The following is an 18,812-nucleotide window of genomic DNA, read 5'->3' as shown; positions in this document are numbered from 1 at the left end:
CGGCCAGGGTCAGCCGTGTTCAAGTACCACCGCAGGTGCACGGATGGCGCTTCATGTGCTTGGAGGGACGACACGCGACGGAACCCGGCCGCGGTCGGGGCGTCCGGCCGGTCACGTGCGATCGCCGGTGCCGCGCCTCGTGAGTGGTGAGCACCACTCACGAGGCCGCAGCCTCTACTGGCAGGCTTCGCAGTCCGGGTCGTCGATGCGGCACGCGGCGCCGTCGGTGAGCGGGAAGTCGAAGTCGTCGAGCGCGGGGACGGCCAGAGCGGTTTCTTCCGGCGTGGCGGTGGCGGACATGTCACTCCCTTGGTACGGAACGGGTCTTACCTCTCTGTAGCGCTGAAGATCGCCGGTCATTCCGTGACGCGCGCCACACGGAACAGCGCTTCCGCGTCGTCGACCGCCTTGGCGAGGGCATCCGGATCCGCGCGCAAACCCGCGACGACCCTGTCGAGCTCGCGCAATCCGGCGCGCGGCAGCAGCCGTTTCTCGTTGGTGACCCACTCGCCGCGGGCCGCGAGGACCGCGTGCGCGGTCTCCATCGCGGCGGTGGCCAGCGCTCCCGCGACCTCCGTGGCCTGCCCGCGCGGGACGAAGGCACCGCGGGTGTACCGCAGGGTCAGGCCGGCGCGGCCTCGCCACATCGCCGGCGCTGTTTCCCGCAACGCCTCCGGGTAGTCCGGCCGCGGCAGGTCGCCGCGCAGCACGCGGTTGACCGCGAGTTCGGCGACGGGCAGGTAACTCGGGACGCCCGCGAGGTGGAACATCAACGGCTCCCAGTGGAACCGGCCTTCCCGGGCTTCGGCGAGATGGTGTTCCACGGAGCCGAGGTCGCGGTAGTGGACGTCGACCTGCCTGCCGTCGATCGTGAGCCAGGCGCCGCCGTCGAACACGCCGCCGCCCCACGCGCCGAGTTCGGAGACCTCGCCGTCCCAGCCGACGGCCCGCAGGTCGGCCGGGTCGAATCCGCCGCGGTAGTACACGGCGAAATCCCAGTCGCTGCCGGGGCCGTGGGTGCCCTGTGCGCGTGACCCGCCGAGGGTGACGGCGTGCACCGCGGGCAGTGCGGCCAGCGTGTCGGCCACGTAGGCAAGGAAAGAGTCGTCGTTCATCGCGCGGACGAGCTTAGGGTCGTGCCCGCGCGGACTCGACGGAATTTTCGTGCCGGGGGATCAGAACGAGATGTCGCCGTGGACGTCGCGGGCCTGGACGACCTTTCCCGACACCGTGCCGGAGACCGTGTTCACCACGCCGCCGGCCTGGTCCCATTCGCGACGCAGATGTTCGGCGAAGTCCCGGTCCTCTTCTTCGGCGGCGGCGAGCCGCGTCGCCAGCGCCCGCACTTCCGGGGAATCCTCCGCCGCGCCTTCCGCGGCTTCGAGGACCGCCACGGCTTCGGGATCGCCCGAGAATTTGTCCTTCACCAGTTTGTACAAACCGACCACGGAACGCGCCGCGAGGGCGGCGGCAAGGGAAATGAGGACCGGTTCTGGCATCGGATCGCTCCCCGTCGGGTCCGGTCGGGCACGGTGTTCCTCACGATACCGGTACTTCCGGGAGCTGGATGGTGCCCGGGCCGGAGCCCGGGCGACCGGGTGTGCGTCAGCAGTTCCACCAATCCGCGAAAACCGCGATAATCGTAGGCGCGTCCGACAGCACAGCAAGAATCATCGGTGTGATCAACGTGCTCCTCAGGAATGTGGTGCGATGGGGCTATTTTTCAGCCCGCCGTCATCCTAGGAGCCCGATTTCAGCCAGTGCAAGCGCGCCCTCTACTCAGAGTTGCTCGACCATTCGGGTGATACATGCTCGACATGCGCATTCGGGTCGGAATAGGTAGCCGACCCCGTGCGGTCACGCACATGATCACCCGATAGAGGAGCTCGCCGTCCATTCGGGCGAGGCGGCGCCGGCAGCGCCACGGTGTCCTCGTCGCCCGGCCTCGCGAGCGGGACGACCGGCTCGGGGCCCTCGATCTCGGCGAGGAGACGGTCGATTTTCACGGCTTTCCGATCCCTGCCCGTATCCCGGTAGTGCCCCGCGGCCTGCTGCCACGCCCACCGGGCGTCTTCCCGGTTCCCGCGATCGGCCAGTATCCGTCCGAGCGCCACGAAAGCGCGCGCCCGTCCATTGACATGATTCGTGCGTTCGGCCAATTCGATGGCGTGCTGGGCATGTCGTAGCGCTTCCCGATCCTGGCGCCGGGCGTGCGCGAGTTCCGACATCACCGTGTACAGGCGTGTCGCGGCCGTCAAACCCCGAACCTGGTCGAGGAGTTCACAGGCAGGGCGCCGATGCGAATCCGCGGCGTCCAGCCGCCCGAGCGCGGTGTACAGATCGACGAGCGCGGTATGGGTGGCGACCGTGCCCGCCACGTCGTTCGACTTCCTGCGCAGCTCGAGGGCGAGCTGATAGTGGGGCAGCGCCTGGTGGTGAAGGTCGAGTTCGACGAGCGCGTCGCCCAGCCGGTGAGCGGCCACGGCGTGCCGTTCCCGGTCGCCGATGGATTCCGCGAGCCCCAGGCAGTCACGGTAGATGGCGACGGCCTCGGGAAGCCGTCCGGCGTACTGGTGGCGGCGTGCGAGGTTCAGGGTCACGGTCACTTCGCCGACGGCGATCCCGTGCCGCCGCGACAGTTCCAGTGCCCGGCCGAGGTACCGGTCCGCGAGATCGTACGATCCGGTGATCAGATGGATCTCGCCGAGATCGTTGAGCGAGGCCGCTTCCGCGTGGACGTTCCGGTCCGCGGCGGCGGAGGAGATGGCGGTGGTCATCGTGCTGATGCAGTCTTCGTAGAGTCCGTAGCGCTTCAACGTGTTGATCAGGCAATGGGGCAGCCGCCACGCGTAGCCGTGCAAGCCCTCCTGCGCGGCGTGACGGACCATGGACACGAGGTTGGAACGCTCGAGGAGGCTCCAGCGCAGCGCCTCGGAGACGTCGCCGAAACGGTGCGGGACGCAGTCCGGTTCGAGGGGAGGCATCGGCGGGGCTTGACGGTGCGGGAAGACGGTTCGATGCGCCGCGTCCGCGCTGTGCAAGTAGAACGAGTGCATCCGGATCCGGGCCGCGGTGACTTCGGGATCGTCCCTGACGAGGACAGCCGCGTAGCGGTGCAGGAGATCGTGGACCCGGTACCGATCGATGTCGCCAGGCTGGAACACGAGATGTGAAGCGGCGAGTGCGTCCAAGGCGCGCTGGGTTTCCCAGCGGGTGATGGCCGCCATCGCGCTCAGCGCTTCGACACTGATCTCCGCGCCGGGGTGGATACCCAGCATCCGGAAGACACGGGCGTGGGCGGGCCGCAACGCCTGGTAGGTCAAGGAGAACGCGTGGTCGAGGCTCGCCCCGTCGCCGTCGTCGCCGATGTGCAGCAGGAAGTCGGGATTGCGCAACTGGCCGACCAGGGTGGTCAGGGTGGTGCCCGCTCGATTCGCGGCGCGTTCGGCGATGAGGGTGAGCGCGAGCGGCAGTCCGTCCCCGAGCCGCGCCAGCTGTGCCACGGCCTCCGGCTCCCTGGCCGTTCGCGCCCCGATACGCCGGACCAGGAAATCGGCCGAATCGTGCGGTGGCAACAGGTCGAGGGTGAGGTTCCGTACGTCGTGGCGGACCGAAAGCGCGGTGTGGCGGCGGCGTGAGGTGATGATGACGACGCAGTCGGCCAGTGCGGTGAGCAGCGGGCGGACGTGCGCACTGCCGGCGGAGTTGTCGAGCACGATCAGCATCCGGCGTTCGGCGAGCAGGGCGCGGAGTTTGCTCTCGCGCCCCGCGGGGCCGGTGACGGAGGTGATCTCGTAGCCCAAGGCGTCGAGGAGATCGTCGATGACCTGGGCGGTCTTGACGCGCGGCGCGGTACCGTCGCCGTGGAGATCGACGAAGAAGGTGCCCAGGGCGTGCCGGGTGCTCGTGCGATGGGCCCAGCGCAGCGCGGCGGCCGTCTTGCCCACGCCGGCCGCGCCGACGAGCGCGACCACCGCGGGGTGAGGTGGTCCTTCGTGCGCACCGGTGAGCCGGTCGAGAGACGCCAGGATCGCTTCCCTGCCGGTGAAATCGGTGACGTCGCGGGGAATCCGGCGCAACAGCAGGGGAACGTCCGGTTCGCGCGGCGGAAGCCACGCGGTCGCCGGAGGTGTTTCGGCCCTGGGGAAGGAATCCGCGAAACGGCGGAGGTCTTCGGCGCCTCGGTCGTCGCCGTCGGCGAGGAGCTGCCGTCGCGCGGCGAAGTAGTATTCGGTGGCGTCGTTGTGCCGCCGGAGTTTGTGCAGGAGGGTCAGCCGCCGCCGGGCCAGACCGATGACGAAACCGTGCTCGCGGTGGAGATCATTGAGCCGCCGAAGCGCCGGATCGTACTTCTCCAGGCTGATGTACGCGTCGATCAGCAGGCCGTTGGCAGGTATCCATTCATCGGTGATCACGGATTCACGCCAGTTCTCCGCCCATTCCGTGCGCACCTCGGCGAGCGGAATGTCGCGCCAGAGCGGAAGGGCTTCTTCGAGCAGCGACCGTATTCGGTCGTGGTCGTGTTCGCGGGCCGCCTGATGGGCGAAGGTGATCAATTCGCTGAGCCGGTAGTAGTCGATCGTTTTACGGTCGACAGTGAGTTGGTAACCGCCACCGGTGTTGTCGAGTCTCGCGGTCGCGTCGCTGCGCTGCAGGGTCGCGCGTATCCGGTTGACGTAAGTATGCAGTGTGGCACCGGGATTTCGCGGGCTTCGGTGCTCAGGCCATGCCTGCCGCGCGAGCGTTTCGATGGAAACGCGCCGCCCTGCCTGCGCCAGCAGTACGGCGAGGACGGCGTGTTCTTGCGCTCTTCCCCATTGCACGGTCAAATGACCGTGCATCCGTACGATTGTCTCGCCGAGAAATCCGAGTGAAATGGGCTGCTCCACGGAGGCCTCCCCTCCCAAGGTGTCACCGAAGTGAGCATGCTCCCACCGTCGAGTTTCGCAGGTGAATCGAGATCTGGCCAGGTCAGCGAGTGTCTGACAGGTATCTGTCACGTCTCTGGCATCTCGTGAAAGGGGAGTGTTATTCCGGGAACAGGACGTTGACCGACAGCACCGCCACGCTTTTCCGCAGTGACGATGAATCACTGAAACGAGTGGAGGCGGGAATGGTGGATCGGCTACGGATTCCGTCGGAAACGGGAGGGGGGCGACGATGACCGGGAACTCCTGGATGCGCGTGCCGGGGAGCAGGACGGCCGAGCGATGGCTGACCAGGACGGGGTGCCGCCGGGTGCTCGCGGTGGTGCCGCATATGACGGCGGGGACCAGGCTGGCGGACGTCCTGCCCCTCCTGGAGGCCGACGCGCGGGTGCAGATCGCGTTCTCCACCCCAGACGGCCCCGACACGTGGCCCGGCGTCGACGAGTACCTGCGCCGTTCCGGCGGTCTCGTCCTGCCCTGGCATCAGGCGCTGCGGATGCGCTTCGACCTCGCCCTCGCGTCCAGCCACGTCGGCGTCGACGAACTGGAGGCGCCGGTGATGGTGCTGCCGCACGGCACCGGCGGCATCCGGTCACGGCTCAGCCCACACGGAAGGGGGATCCCGTCGCATCCCAGGGATCTGCTCGTCCGTGACGGCCGGGTGGTTCCGGAAGCGATGGTGTTCGCCCACGAGGACGACGCGCGCCGCGTGTGCCGGGTCTTTCCCGAGGCGGCTTCGCGGGTCGTCGTGGCGGGCGACGTCTGCTACGACCGGATCCGGGCGAGTGTGCCGCTGCGGCTCCGGTACCGCGACGCGGCCGGGATCGAGTCGTACCAGAAGCTGGTGATGGTCAGTTCGACCTGGTCGCCGCATTCGCTGTTCGGCGGGCATCCGGATCTGGTGGCCCGGCTGGCCGCCGCACTGCCCGGCGACGAGTACCGGGTGATGGTCGCGCTGCATCCGTTGACGTGGTCGGCTCACGGAACGCGTCAGATCCGGGCGTGGCTCGCGGAGGCGATCGAAGCCGGTATCCGGCTCTTGCCACCCGAAGAGGGCTGGCGAGCCGCGCTGGTCGCGTCGGACTGCGTGATCGGGGATCACGGCTCGGTGACGCAGTACGCGGCGGGTTTGGGGAAGCCGGTACTGCTCAGCCCCGGCTCCGTGCTCGATGTCCGCGAAGGGAGCCTCGCGGAGCGCCTGTGCAACGCCGCCCCGGTGCTGGATTTCGCGCTGCCCTTGCGACACCAGGTGGACGAGCTCGTCGCCGCGGGTTCGCCGCCTGGTCTCGAGGCGATCGGGAAACGGATCACCTCGATGCCGGGCGAGGCCGCGGCACGGCTGCGCGAGGAGATCTACCGTGTTCTCGGGATTCCCGAACCGGACCGGCCGGCCCGCGTCGCTCCGGTGCCGCTGCTCACCCGAGAAACGTCCGCACCGTGAAGGCCCGGATGTCCGGCGCGGTCGTCGAGGTGTGCTGGACCGACGAGGAGGGGCTGCCGGACCACGTCCTGGTGGCGTGGGTGGGCAAGACCCCGGGATCCTCGCTGCACCGTGCGGATCTCGTCATCTGTCCCGCCGTGCCGCACGCGTGGCGCCGTGCGGGCGACGCCCTGGCCACGGTGCCGGGAGCCGTGGCGGCCATCGCCGGGGACCTGATCCGGTTCCGGGGGCACGACCGGGTTCCCGGCCCGGCCGGCCCCGGAATCGAGGGTTGGCCGCGCTATCCCGGCGGCGGGCAGGACGAGCTTTCGGTGTCGGCCGCGATCGCCGTGATCCGGGCTTCCACCCGATGTGCTTTCGGATCCCGCGATCCGTGATAGATCTCCAGAGCTCGCGAGAGATGAATACGGGCCGCGTGAGGGTCGCCCTCGCGCAGCCTGCTCTCCGCGAGACTTTCGAGCGCTTCGGCGTAGTAGGGGTCCGCGCCTGAACTGTGCAACGTCCTCGCGGCTTTCTCCAGCAGCCGGGCGGCTTCTCCGGCGCGGCCCAGTGCGAGGTAGGTGTCGCCGAGCCTCGTCTGGGATCGCGCGTGGAGGACGACGTCGCCGATCGCCAGCGCTTCGGCGGCCGAGCGTTCCAGATGACCGATCGCCTCCTGGGGACGGCCCAAGGCGGCGCTGGCCTCTCCGATGCGGCGCAGATGCAGGACGACGCCGCGACGCTGTCCCGATCGCTCCGCCAGGCGCAAGGCACGGGTGAAGCACTCCAGCGCGTGTTGGTGGTCTCCGGTGCTCTGCGCGACGACGCCGAGGTGCTCCCATGCGGTGGCCTCGCCGTCGAGGTCCTTGCTCGCCTGCGCGGCGTCGAGGGAAGCGGTGAACTGGTCCTTCGCGTCTTCGAATCTCTCGGTGTTGAGGTAGGCGTAGCCGAGTTGGACGTGCATACGTGCTTCCGCGACGGGATCCTCGCAACGCCGGGCGGCGGTCACGGCCCATTTGTGCGTCTTTTCCCATTGGCGGTAGTGCTTGCGGTACAGGAAGAAGCCCCAAAGCCCTTCGCAGAATTCCCAGACTTCCGGCCACCAGCCCTCTTCGACGGCCGCGCGCATGGTCGCGACGACGTTCGCGAGTTCCTGTTCCACCCAGTCCAAGGCGTCCCGTGCGTCGGCGAACTGTGACGGCGACTCGTCCACGTGGTCGCGACGTGGCCTTATCCTGCGGCGGTTCGGGATGATGGCGAGATCGGCCTCGAAAACGTTGTCGAGGTACCAGTTCAGCATTCTCCGCAGCGCGCTCGCCCTGGCGGGCTTGTCTTCCTGTTCGGCCGCCCGCTGGCGGGCGTGCACCCGGGTCAGGTCGTGGAACCGGAACCGGTCGGGGCCGACGTCGGTCAGCAGGCTCGAAATGACCAAGGAGTCCAGGGCGTCTTCGGTCTCCATCGTGGGCCGGTCGATCGCGGCCGCCGCGAGGCCGATACCGAAGTCGCGGCCGGGATGGAGGCCGAGCAGCCGGTAGACCCGTGCGGTCTCCGCGTCCAGCTCCCCGAAGGAAAGGTCGAAACTCGCCTGCACGCTTGCTTCGTCGGCGATGCTGAGCGCCGACAAACGGCGTTTTTCGTCGGAGAGCACGCCGACCAGACGGGAAATCGGCCATTGGGGCCGGGTCGACAGCCGCGCGGCCGCCACGCACAGGGCGATCGGCATCCCGCCGCAGAGCGCGACCAGCTCCCGGGCGCGTTCGGGTTCGGTCGTGACGCGCCCCGTGCCGACGGTCCTTTCGAGCAGTTCCAGGCCGGCGGCTTCGTCCAGCGGGTCGACGACGAGTACCCGCGCCCCGTCCATGGCCAATGCGCCGAGCCGCCATCGGCTGGTGACGAGGACGATGCTGTCCGGCGACGCGGGCAGCAGTGGCCGTACCTGCGCGGCCGAGTCCGCGTCGTCGGCGAGGACGGCGAACCGCTTGCCCGCGGTGACCGACCGGTACAGGGCCGACTGCTCCGCGAGGTCCGCCGGCACCTGCTCGGCGGGTACACCGAGGGCCCGGAGGAAACCTCCGAGCACGTCGTCGGGTGTGGTCGGCTCGTCCGCGCCGAAAGCACCCAGATTCACGTAGAGCTGGCCGTCGGGGAAGCGGTCGGCGTTGTCGGTGATCCAGCGCGAGGCGAGCGCCGTCTTCCCCATGCCGCCGGATCCGGTGATCACGGCCAGTGCCGGTCCTCGCCGCTGTTCGTCCTCGATCAGCCGGTTCAGCGTGCTCAGTTCCCGTTCCCGGTCGGTGAACGACGAGGACACCGGAAGCAGCTGACGCGGAACGACCGGCTTCGCCCCCTGCTGGAGGAATACGTCGCCATGCACGGCGCCGACCTGTACCGAGGTTCCGGAGACGTCCCCGCTGACCCTGTTCTCGCGTCTTTCGCCTGATTCCATTCCGAACAGCACCCCCTGCACCGAGTCTGGTCACCCGAGGCCCGCCGCGGTACCGCCTCACAGCTAAGCTTCGTGTGACATTCGACTTAGTGATCGGCGACCGGTGCGCGGGTGCCGAGCTCCCTACCGGGTAAAATGTGGTGCGTATTGCACTTCGAGACGTACGCCACACGATTGGTGTGGATATTCGTGTCGTCGAAGCGGTTTGAGCGCGCGGGAGCGAGTTCCCGGCCGTACGCTCGGAAGATGACCGCGATCCCAGGACGAATCCGCGCGCCGCTGGCGTTCCTCCCGTTCCTGGCCGCGGTCGCGGTGGTCGCGCTCGTCGGCGGGCTCGCCGCGGCCGACGCCCGTTCTGTCTACAGTGGACTCGAAAGGCCGCCCTTCGCGCCACCCGCCTGGTTGTTCGGTCCAGTGTGGACGGTCCTGTACCTCGCGATCGCGGTGTCCGGCTGGCTGTACTGGAAATCCGGGGGCGGACGCGCGGGGCTGACCTGGTACGCGGCGCAACTGGCCCTGAACGCCGCGTGGACGCCGCTGTTCTTCGCGGCGGGCGCCTACGGCCTCGCCCTCGCCGACATCGTCCTGCTCGACGTCGCGATCGTCGTCACCGCCCTGTACTTCCGCCGGTCTTCCCGGCTTTCGGCCGCGTTGCTGCTGCCGTATCTCGCCTGGACGCTGTACGCGACCGCGCTCACCGCCGCGATCGTCGTGCTCAACTGACCCCGAGCGGCAGCGTGGCCGCCACTCCCTTGGCGTGCCTGCCGTCGAGCCGGTCGAGGGCGAGGCCGCCCCGGCGGGCCGCGAGTTCCAGGTCCCGCACCGCGTGTTCCACCGCCTGCGCGCCCGCGGCGGCGATCCGGATCGAGGCGCTGACGTGAGATTCGGTCTCGGCGGCGCTCCGGCGGGCCGTCACGGAGAGCGTCACCGCGCACCCGGGGGCGGCGGCGAGCAGGCGGCGCGAGAGATCCGCGGAGAGGACCGGGGAGAGCGCGTCCCAGCCGTCGAGGCGGAACGTCGCCTGGCAGATCGGGCCGCTGTGCCAGTACCGCCAGTCCTCGCGGATACGCGCCCGGCCCGCCGTGACGTGCGCCAGCGAGGCGAGTACGCCCAGGACCTCGTTTTCGGCGAGTGCCCGCACCGGCAGGCCGTCGCGGCGGAGCCGGCGCCGCACTCGCCGGACCGTGTTCCCGAGCGCCTGCCCCACGTCCGCGTCGCGGTGGACGTCGACGGTGCGCAGCGCCTGCAACGCCACCCAGCCCCGCGGCGGCCGTGAACGGTCCGCGCCGACGTGGTGGATGACCTGCGCGGCGGCGTCCGACGCCTGCTCGCGCGCCGGCGGCAGCAACGTCGCGGGCGAGGGCATCGGAAGCTCGCGCGCGGCCGATTTCGGTTGCAGCACAGCGGTGATCCCGTCGGCGCGGCTGACCATGAACACCGTCTCGTCGCCGATCTCACCGGCGGTCCCCGTCGCTTCCGGCGACAGCAGGCGCAGCAGCGCCCGGCCCGCCTCGCCCGTGTTCCGGAGGTCCCGGTCGCGGTCGCGCGTCAGATAGCCGGACGCCGAGCCGAGCCAGGCGTAGAGCCAGCGCCCGCGGATCCGCACGGCGGTCAGCGCGAGAACCACGACGGCGGCGGTGACCACGGCGGCCGCCAGCGGCCACGGCCGCCCCGCCACCAGGACGAGCGCGACGAGGACGAGCTGCCAGCAGACGATCTGCGCCACCCCGATCCCGCCGAACCGGCCGGAACGCCGCGCCGGAACGGGCTCCGGTGGGTTCGGCCGTGGCGCACCGGGTACCGGGACGGGTACGGCCACGAACCCTCGCGGTCGCCGCTCCGCCTGGCGCGCGGCGGTGAGCGCGGCCAGCGCGGACTCACGGGCGGCGGCGCGCGCGGCGGGCGCGGCGTAGGCGAGCGGATCGGAGGTGGCCGCGGTCCGCGGTACGGCGGGCCCCGCCCGGGGAAGCGGTGGAGGCGGTGCCTGGTACCGCCCGCCCGTCCTGGCCGCGCCGAGATCGGTCATCGTCGTGCCTCCTCAAGCCGTGTCGCCCCAGCGTCCCCGGCGAACATGAGGTTTCGATGACACGGCGCCCGCGGCCCTCTCACAGGCTGTTTCATCGAAATTTCATGGTCGCTCTCTAGCTTGATCGCGTGAACACCGAGAAGCGGTTCAGCGCGGTGGCCAGGACGAGAACGGCCGTGGCGCTGGTGGTCGCGGGCTGTCTGGCGCTGGTCGGCCTCGCCGTGACCGGACAGGCGGCGACCCCGGAACGGCTGGAGTTCGTCCAGGTCGGGCACTGGGTCTACAACGACGCCGCCCAGTCCGCGTTCCACGTCGACGGTTCGACGAACCGCGTCGACGCGCGCGCGGACGTGCCCGGTGCGAACGGCAGCCAGGTCGCGCAGGGGGACGGTTCCGGTTACGTGGTCGGGCGGAACCGCGTCACGGAGTTCGACAAGGCGACCTTGAGCGTGGAGGAGTCCGTGCCGCCGCCCGCGCCGGAGACCCCGTTCGTGATGGAGGTCGCCGGCGGCCCGTATCTGGTCTACCGCAACGCCGGCCAGATCGTGCGGCTCGGCGACCCGGCCGCGACAGTGCCCGCAGGGGGGCCGCTGTCCCGGCCGGTCGCGACGACCGAGGGAACCGTCTGGACGCACCGCGTCGACAACGGCTCGGTCTGCGAGCTGCCCAAGGGCGCCGCCGTCATGGCCTGCCCCGCGCAGCTCCCGCCGGGTCACGGCGGCGGGCTCACGCTCGTCGGCGACCGGCCGGTCGTGCTCGACACCACCGGCGACAGCCTCCACCGCGTCGGCCCGGACGGGCTCGGCGACGGCCTTCCGCTCGGCATCAAGCTTTCGCCGTCGGCGCAGGTCGCGAACAGCGCCGTCGGCGACCGGCTGGCCATCGCCGACCCGGAGCGCGAGCAGCTCCACCTCATCGACATCAGTGGCCTCGACGAAGATCGCCCGTCCGCGAAGCCGATTTCGGTCGAGCTGGCCAAGGGCAGCCGGTTCAACGGCCCGCTGTCCTCGTCGAACGTCGTCGCCATGGTGGACGAGACCCGCGGCGAGGTGCTGACCTACGACGCCGACGGCAAGCTCCGGTCCACCACGAAGGTGCCGGGACAGGGAACGGCGCCGAGGCTGGCCAAGGGCGAGGACAACCGGATCTACGTCGACAGCTCCGACGGCTCGCACGTCCTGGTCGTCAACGGCGACGACGGCACGGTGGTCGACGTCGACGTCGACAAGGCGGCCAACAGCCAGACCGCGGGGGCGCCGTCGGCCGATCCGGAACCGTCCGGAGACCAGCCCGCGCCGCCGCCACAGCAGCAGCAGGCTCCGCCGAACACCCAGCAGGCGCCCCCGCCGGTGGCGAAGGCGACACCGCCCGGCGCGCCGAGAAAGGTGAGCGCGTCGTCCGGGGACGGCTCGATCAAGGTCTCGTGGAGCCCGGCCGCGGACAACGGCGCGCGGATCACCGGCTACCGGGTGACCTGGACCGGGGGCTCCACCCGAGTCGGCGGATCGTCACGGGGGACGACGATTTCCGGGCTGCGCAACGGAACCCCGTATGTGCTGACCGTGGTCGCGGAGAACTCGGCGGGGATCGGCCCGGGCGCCAGCGCCAAGGCGGTCATCCCAGGACCCGCGAACCGGCCCGCCGGGGCGCCCGCCGTCACCGCGAACGCCACCGCCGCCGGGAACGTTTCGGTGAGCTGGACCCGGCCCGACCTCCGCGGCGGCACCCTGGTGCACTACCTGGTCAGCGTGACGGGCAAGGGCCAGCGCACGGTTTCGGGTACGTCGGCGGACTTCACCGGGGTCACCGGTACCGCGACCGTCACGGTCCGCGCGGTGACGAAGTTCGGTTCGGGAGCCGATCTCACCGGCGCCACCGGCAGCAGGAAGGTCACCGTGCCGGTGCCGTCGGTTCCGCCGGCCATCACCGTCTCCAAGGTCCGGGTGGGGACCACCGGCCTGATCGTCGACGTCACGGCCGACGGGAAGGGCGCGCCGGCGACCTGCCAGGCCGAATTCAACGGCGCCCGGTCGGCCTCGAAGGCCTGCTCCGGTGCCACCAGCCTGCCCATCAACAACGTGGCCTATTTCGGGGCCATCACGGTGACCGCCACCATCAAGACGTCCGGGGGGACCGGCTCCGACAGCTGGACCGGATCGCCGTCCGGGGCCGGCGGCGCGCTGGTCTGGCTCGGCCCGCTGGCACTGGTCGGCCTGCGCCGACGAAAGGAAAAGGAACTTCTGTGACGCTCACACCCAGGGTCGCCTACGAGCAGATCGCCGAGAACGTGCAATCGGTGGTGCGCGGCAAACCGGAGGTCGTCCGGCTCACCGTGGCGGCACTGTTCGCCGAGGGGCATCTGCTGATGGAGGACGTGCCCGGCGTCGGGAAGACGACGATCGCGCGCTGCGTCGCCGCCAGCATCGGCGGCCGGTGGAGCCGGATCCAGTTCACCCCCGACCTGCTGCCCGGCGACATCACCGGCGTGATGGTCTACCACCAGAACGCCGAACGTTTCCAGTTCCACCCCGGCGGCATCTTCGCCAACGTGGTGCTGGCGGACGAGATCAACCGGGGCACCCCGAAGACGCAGGCCGCGCTGCTGGAGGTGATGGCCGAACGCCGCGTCACCGTCGATTCGGTCGGCCAGGCGGTGCCGAGGCCGTTCCTCGTGGTGGCCACGCAGAACCCGATCGAACTGGAGGGCACCTACCGGCTGCCCGAGGCGCAGCTCGACCGGTTCCTCATGCGTATTTCCGTCGGCTACCCGGATGTGGAATCCGAGATGCGCGTGGTCATGGGGGACTGCGCCGGGGTGACCCCGGACGAACTCAAGCCGGTGCTGGGCATCGCCGACGTCCAATCGGTCATCGACGAGGTCCGGAAGTCCCATCTGGCCCCGGAAATCGTCAACTACGCGGTCCGGCTGGCCGCGTCGAGCCGGTCGCATCCGGACGTCCGCTACGGCGCGAGCCCGCGAGGCAGCATCGCGCTGATCCGTGCGGCGCAAGGGCTCGCCGCCACCTTCGGCCGCGACTTCGTCACCCCCGACGACGTCAAGGACGTCGCGCATCCGGTGCTCGACCACCGGCTCGTGCTGACCCCCGACGCGGAACTCAACCAGCGGCGGACCGCCGACATCGTCGACGAACTCCTGGGCGCGACGGCCGCTCCCATGGCCGCGATGGGGAGGTAGGCGTGCGGCTCACCCGCCGCGGCGTCATCGTGCTGGCCTTCGCCGCCGGGTCCTACGCCCTCGGCGAACTGGCCGGGTACACGTTCTTCCGTGCCCTCGCGGGGATCGCGGCGGGCGCGGTGCTGATCGCGCTGGTCACCACCAGGTTCCGGCCGCGGGTGGAGATCGGCCGGACCGTCCGGCCGGACCGGGTCGAACGGGGGAAACCCGCCCTGGCCTCGCTCGTCGTGCGCAACACCGGTACGCGGCGGCACGGCGGTTTCGCCGCGGGGGACGGGATCGGGACCGAAACGCACCGCCTGCGGGTCCGCCCGCTCGCGCCCGGCGCCGAAGCGACGTACCACTACGAGCTTCCGACGACGACACGCGGGAAACTGCGCGTCGGCCCGCTGCTGGTGCACCGGCCCGACCTGTTCGACCTCGCCCGCGGCGACTCGACCGTCGGGGATTCCGCGTGGTTGTGGGTGCATCCGCGACGGCACGCGGTGCGCGCGGCGCAGGCCGGGCATCCGAGGCACCACCACGAAGGCCCGATCACCGACCCGCCGCTGCGGGGTTCGGCGGATCTGCGCGCGGTGCGGGAGTACGTGATCGGCGACGAGGTCCGGCATCTGCACTGGAAGGCGACGGCCAGGACCGGGCGGCTCATGGTGCGCGAGTACGCCGACCCTGCGCAGCCGAGGTTCACCACCGTGCTCGACACGCGGCCCGCGTCGATGACTCCCGCCGTTTTCGAAGAGGCCGTCGAGGTCGCGGCCTCCCTGTTCTACGCGTCGGCGTCGTCGGGGCAGCACTGCCGCCTGATCACCTCCGCCGGCGCGGACACCCTGACCGACAGCGGGGTTCGCGCCGCGCGGACGCTGCTGGACGAACTCGCGCTGGTCACGCAGGACGCGGCGGACGACGCCCCGCTGCTGCCCTCGGCCCTGGCCGCGGCCGGACGCCCCGGCGGGGTGCTCGTGGTGATCACCGGCCCGGACGCCGACCTCGGCCACGCGGCCCGCTGGCGGCCCGACACGGTGGTCCGGCTCGGTGACCTCAGGCCGTCGGCCGGCTCCGGTGGCGTGATCGTCGCGGTCGACGCCGCCGGTGCCGCGGCCCAATGGAACTCCTTGGTGGGCAAGGCATGAGCGCTCGATTCGATCGGTTCGCGGTCGCCGGGCTGCTCGGCGCGACGGGGGTCGCCGGGTTGCTGTTCGCGCCCGTGTTCGGCTGGGCGGAACTGCTCGTGCCGGTGCTCGTGGTCGTCCTGCTCGCGTACGGCTGCGTCGAACTGACCGCCAAGTTCCCCAAACTGACGCCGTATCGGCCGCTGCTCGTCGCGGTACTCGGTCTGCTCGGGCTGATCGAGACGGTCTTGACGCCGACCACGCTCGCCGCGCTGCCGACCGGCGCTTCGTTGCGCGGGCTGGCGCGCGGCTTCACCGAGGGCTGGCGGCTCACGTTGCAGTCCACCTGGCCCGCGCTGCCGGTCCCCGAACAGCTGCTGTTCGTGCCGCTGTCGGTGCTGCTCGCCGTCGTGCTCGGGCTGGAAGTGTTGCTGCGGCTGAACAAGCCGCTCGTGGCGCTCGTGCCGAGCCTGGCCGTCGCCGGGCTGGCGCAGGCGTATCAGGCGTCGACGGGACTCGTCGCGGTGGCGGCGGCACTGGGATTCGCGCTGCCCGCCGGGATCCTGCTGTGGTCGGGGCGCCGCGTCCGGTCCGTGAGCCGCGCACCCGGCGTGCCGCGTTCGTGGCGGGTGACGGGGGCGGCGGTCTGGCCCGCACTGTCCACTGTGGTCGCTCTGCTCGCCGGGTCGGTCGCGCTCGCCGCGCTCGACCCGGCCGGCCGGGAACCGCTGACGCTCAAGGACACCCAGGCCGCGCCGCCGCCGAGGAGCCGGGTCGGCAACCCGCTGGACGAGATCGCCCAGCGGCTCATCTCGCCCCGCGAGGAGGTGTTCCGCTACCGTGGCGACGCCCCGGTCGACCAGTGGCGCCTGATCGTGCTCAACGGTTTCGACGGCGCGAACTGGCTGTCCGATTCCCGGCTCCACCGGCTCGGGGCGCGGCTGGAGGGTGCTCCTGGCGGTACCGGTGGCAGCGCCGAACTCAAGGTGCGCGGCCTTTCGGGCCCCTGGCTGCCGAGTCATCAGGATCTGACCCGGGTGGACGGGGTGACGCCGTTGGTGGACCAGGCCGCGGGCACGCTGATGCTGGAATCGCCGTCGGCGATCCCGGTGCGGGACTACCGGCTCACCTGGTCCTCACCCGAGGTCGATCTCGGTTCCGGCGAAATCGACGCGCGCGCGCCGGGCGGGCTCGGCGGGCTCGGCACGGTGCCGCCCGACGTCGAGCAACTGGCGAAGGACGCCGTGCGCGGGCTGCGCCCGACGTTCCAGTCCGCGTTGCAGCTGGAACGGTTCCTCAGCACGAACTATCAGGTCGCGACGGGCACGGAGGAGCTGCCCACCGGGCACGGCTGGCCGCAGCTCCGGCACTTCCTGCTGGAGAGCAAGCGGGGGACGAGCGAGCAGTTCGCCGCCGCGTACGTGGTCTTGGCGCGGATGAGCGGTATCCCGGCGCGGCTCGTCGTCGGATTCCGGGGCAACGCCGAGAAAGACGGCGACACGCACGTCGTCCGGAACCGCGATGTCCTGGCCTGGCCCGAGGTCGCGGTCGCCGGGGCGGGCTGGGTCGCGCTCGACCCCACCGCCGCGGCCGTGGGATCGAACCGGAACCAGGCGGGCCCCGGCAAGGCGGTCGCCAAGGCGCGGGCCCAGCTGCCCGCCGAACAACAGCTGCGGCCACCGCAGCTGCCGCCCGGCACGCAGCCGGAATCCGCCGAAGACCAGAGCGCGGAGGCGGGGGTGAGCTGGTGGTGGCCCGCCCTCGTCGGCACGATCGTCCTTTTCGGACTCCTGTGGCTCGTGGGGGTTCCGGTGGCGAAGGTGATCCGCGCACGACGGCGCCGCCGCCGGTCCGGTGAGGAAGGGGTGCTCGGCGCCTGGGACGAGATCCGCGACCGGCTGCGCGCGCACGGGGTGCCGTTCCGGATCGGGATGACCCCGCGCGATCTCGCCGAATCGGCCGGATCGCTTGCCGGGGACGGGATCCGTGAGCCGGTCGCCCGGCTGGCCAAGGTGCTGGACGTGACGCTGTGGTCCGGCGTGCCGGTGGGCGACGGCGCGGTCCGCAGGGCTTGGCAGGAGGTCGCCGAGGTACGCCGGGGCCTGGCCACCAGACCGTTCGCAGCTCGGGTGCTGGCGGCACTCGAGCCGCGGACCCTGGTGCCGGTCAAGGGTCGTAAAGAGGGCTGAAGGGCGCTTTCCCCGCATGCCATGTGGGGAAAGCGCCCTTCACCGCGTCCTATGCGGGGAAAGTCCCCTTCAGCTCACGGGTTGCAGCGGGCGCCGCGGATCGCGACCGGCTCGGTGGTGTAGATGTGGCGGCCGTCGGTCGCCCTGAGCTGGAAGCAGTACCGGCGCGCCGGGTCGACCGGGACGTCGAGGCTGCGCTGACGGTGGGCGACGAGCTGTTTCGTCTCGAGCCGCTCGCCCGCCATGATCACGACGAAGTCCAGCTCGCCCTCCGCGGTCCAGTTCAGCTGCACGTGATCGCTCTGGTCGCGCGGCGGGGCCAGCGCCAGTTTGACGTCCGGAGCGGGAGCGGAAGCCGGTGCGGGCGGCGGGATCGCGGCCGCGACCGGGACGGCCTGCCCGCCGATCTCCGCCGGGCCGAGGACCAGCGGTACCACGGCCAGCCCGGCGGCGAGCACGCCGGCGCCCGCCAGCGCGACGGGCTTCCAAGGAAGACGGCGTTCGGTCTTGAGCGGGCCGCTGAACTCGCGGATCAGGGTCCGGCCGCCCGAAGGCGGCGCCTGCACCACCTGCACCGGTGACGGGGCGGCGGGCTGCCGCTGGACCACGGCGAAATCGTCGAACTCGACGTCTTCCTCTTCGGCCGGCACGTCGACGGGTTCCGCGGTGACGACTTCGCCGCCGGGCTGCCGCAGCTTCGTGAACAACCGCGCCAGCGACGCGACGTCCTGCGGCCGGTCGGCCGGTTCCTTGGCCAGCAACCGCAGGATGGTGGCGGAAAGCTCCCTCGGGACGCCCGGATCCTGGATCGGCGCGACCGGCTCCCGCAGCACCTGGAGGATCCGTTCGCCGGGCTGTTGCCCGGTGTGCCGGGGAAAGGGCGGTGTGCCGGTCAACGCGGCGTAGAGCACCGCGCCGAGTCCATAAAGGTCGGACGCGGGGGAAAGCGTGTCGTCGCGCAGGGTTTCCGGCGCGGTGTACTCGACCGCGTACATCGGATCGCGCGGGAATCGCCGCCGCAGAGCGACCCCGAAATCGGCGAGCACGAACTCGCCGGAGGCGCGGTACAGCACGTTGTGCGGGCTCACCCCGCCGTGCAGCACGTCCGCGCCGTGCGCCGCGGCGAGCGCCGACGCGATCGCGGCGCCGAGCGCGAGCACGTCGGGAACACCAAGCCTGGCACCGGAATCCAGCAGACCGGCGAGTGAACCAGGGCACAGTTCGCGGCGGACGCCGGACCGGCCGCCCGCGTCGGTCAGCACGTCGTCGATCTGCAGCACCGAGCGCGTCGAACGCACGGCGGCCAGCGCCTTCCGCTCGCGTTCCAGCCAAGCGGAGGTCTCGCGGTCGAAGGCGCCGGGGAACATCTTGATCGCGAAGTCGTTGCCCGTGGCGGGATCCCGGCCCGCGTACACGGTCGCGATGGGGCCCTGGGCGAGCAGCCCTGTCTCGATGCTCATGACCCCATTGTCGCGCAAGAAGACCGGATCCGGAGTAC

At 70.9% G+C, this 18,812-nt stretch carries 14 protein-coding genes; 7 read left to right on the top strand and 7 right to left on the bottom strand.

What is annotated here, in order from left to right:
* Positions 1-174 precede the first annotated feature (174 nt).
* The 4 genes from ACOCEP_RS02020 to ACOCEP_RS02005 form a co-directional block, all read right to left on the bottom strand.
* The gene (locus ACOCEP_RS02020) at positions 175-300 is read right to left on the bottom strand and encodes a hypothetical protein (protein WP_007031507.1); all 126 of its coding nucleotides are present in this window, start codon (positions 298-300) and stop codon (positions 175-177) included.
* Positions 301-356: 56 nt separating this feature from the next.
* Positions 357-1,115: a nucleotidyltransferase domain-containing protein gene (locus ACOCEP_RS02015; protein WP_482335471.1), complete on the bottom strand. Its 759-nt coding sequence runs from the start codon at positions 1,113-1,115 to the stop codon at positions 357-359.
* Between the two features lie 60 nt (positions 1,116-1,175).
* Positions 1,176-1,499, bottom strand: a complete 324-nt coding sequence (locus tag ACOCEP_RS02010; protein WP_482335470.1) for a hypothetical protein — start codon at positions 1,497-1,499, stop codon at positions 1,176-1,178.
* Positions 1,500-1,775: 276 nt separating this feature from the next.
* Positions 1,776-4,841, bottom strand: a complete 3,066-nt coding sequence (locus tag ACOCEP_RS02005) for an AfsR/SARP family transcriptional regulator (protein ID WP_482335469.1) — start codon at positions 4,839-4,841, stop codon at positions 1,776-1,778.
* A 319-nt stretch (positions 4,842-5,160) separates the two neighbouring features.
* Here ACOCEP_RS02005 and ACOCEP_RS02000 point away from each other — a divergent pair, with 319 nt between their 5' ends.
* Both ACOCEP_RS02000 and ACOCEP_RS01995 read left to right on the top strand, forming a co-directional pair.
* Positions 5,161-6,369, top strand: coding sequence for a hypothetical protein (locus tag ACOCEP_RS02000; protein ID WP_482335468.1), 1,209 nt, complete (start codon positions 5,161-5,163; stop codon positions 6,367-6,369).
* Positions 6,366-6,746 (top strand): hypothetical protein, encoded by a 381-nt coding sequence (locus ACOCEP_RS01995; protein ID WP_482335467.1) that lies wholly within the window; start codon positions 6,366-6,368, stop codon positions 6,744-6,746. The genes ACOCEP_RS02000 and ACOCEP_RS01995 overlap by 4 nt, the downstream gene beginning before the upstream one ends.
* Here ACOCEP_RS01995 and ACOCEP_RS01990 read toward each other — a convergent pair.
* The gene (locus tag ACOCEP_RS01990) at positions 6,650-8,794 is read right to left on the bottom strand and encodes an ATP-binding protein (protein WP_482335466.1); all 2,145 of its coding nucleotides are present in this window, start codon (positions 8,792-8,794) and stop codon (positions 6,650-6,652) included. The two genes, ACOCEP_RS01995 and ACOCEP_RS01990, sit on opposite strands and share 97 nt — an antisense overlap.
* Before the next feature lie 246 nt (positions 8,795-9,040).
* Between ACOCEP_RS01990 and ACOCEP_RS01985 the strand changes: the two genes are divergently transcribed.
* Positions 9,041-9,517: a TspO/MBR family protein gene (locus tag ACOCEP_RS01985; protein WP_482335465.1), complete on the top strand. Its 477-nt coding sequence runs from the start codon at positions 9,041-9,043 to the stop codon at positions 9,515-9,517.
* On the opposite strand, the gene ACOCEP_RS01980 is transcribed toward ACOCEP_RS01985, so the two are convergent.
* Positions 9,510-10,820: a type VII secretion protein EccE gene (locus ACOCEP_RS01980; RefSeq protein ID WP_482335464.1), complete on the bottom strand. Its 1,311-nt coding sequence runs from the start codon at positions 10,818-10,820 to the stop codon at positions 9,510-9,512. The two genes, ACOCEP_RS01985 and ACOCEP_RS01980, sit on opposite strands and share 8 nt — an antisense overlap.
* 128 nt (positions 10,821-10,948) lie before the next feature.
* Here ACOCEP_RS01980 and ACOCEP_RS01975 point away from each other — a divergent pair, with 128 nt between their 5' ends.
* From ACOCEP_RS01975 to ACOCEP_RS01960, 4 genes are read left to right on the top strand one after another with little or no spacing between them, the layout of a single operon-like run.
* Entirely contained in the window at positions 10,949-13,066 is a 2,118-nt protein-coding gene (locus tag ACOCEP_RS01975) for a fibronectin type III domain-containing protein (protein WP_482335463.1), read from the top strand.
* On the top strand, positions 13,063-14,016 hold the full coding sequence (locus ACOCEP_RS01970) for an AAA family ATPase (RefSeq protein ID WP_410649830.1): 954 nt from the start codon (positions 13,063-13,065) through the stop codon (positions 14,014-14,016). The genes ACOCEP_RS01975 and ACOCEP_RS01970 overlap by 4 nt, the downstream gene beginning before the upstream one ends.
* Positions 14,017-14,018: 2 nt before the next feature.
* Complete coding sequence (locus tag ACOCEP_RS01965; RefSeq protein ID WP_482335462.1) at positions 14,019-15,146, top strand: DUF58 domain-containing protein; 1,128 nt, start codon at positions 14,019-14,021, stop codon at positions 15,144-15,146.
* Positions 15,143-17,314 carry a transglutaminase TgpA family protein gene (locus ACOCEP_RS01960; RefSeq protein ID WP_482335461.1) on the top strand — a complete coding sequence of 724 codons (2,172 nt, stop codon included), beginning with the start codon at positions 15,143-15,145 and terminating at the stop codon, positions 17,312-17,314. Before ACOCEP_RS01965 ends, ACOCEP_RS01960 begins: the two co-directional genes overlap by 4 nt.
* A gap of 74 nt (positions 17,315-17,388) precedes the next feature.
* On the opposite strand, the gene ACOCEP_RS01955 is transcribed toward ACOCEP_RS01960, so the two are convergent.
* Positions 17,389-18,774: a serine/threonine protein kinase gene (locus tag ACOCEP_RS01955; RefSeq protein ID WP_482335460.1), complete on the bottom strand. Its 1,386-nt coding sequence runs from the start codon at positions 18,772-18,774 to the stop codon at positions 17,389-17,391.
* Positions 18,775-18,812 lie beyond the last annotated feature (38 nt).

The organism is Amycolatopsis sp. CA-211722 (assembly GCF_056828465.1).
This window is presented reverse-complemented; position numbering and strand designations above follow the sequence as displayed.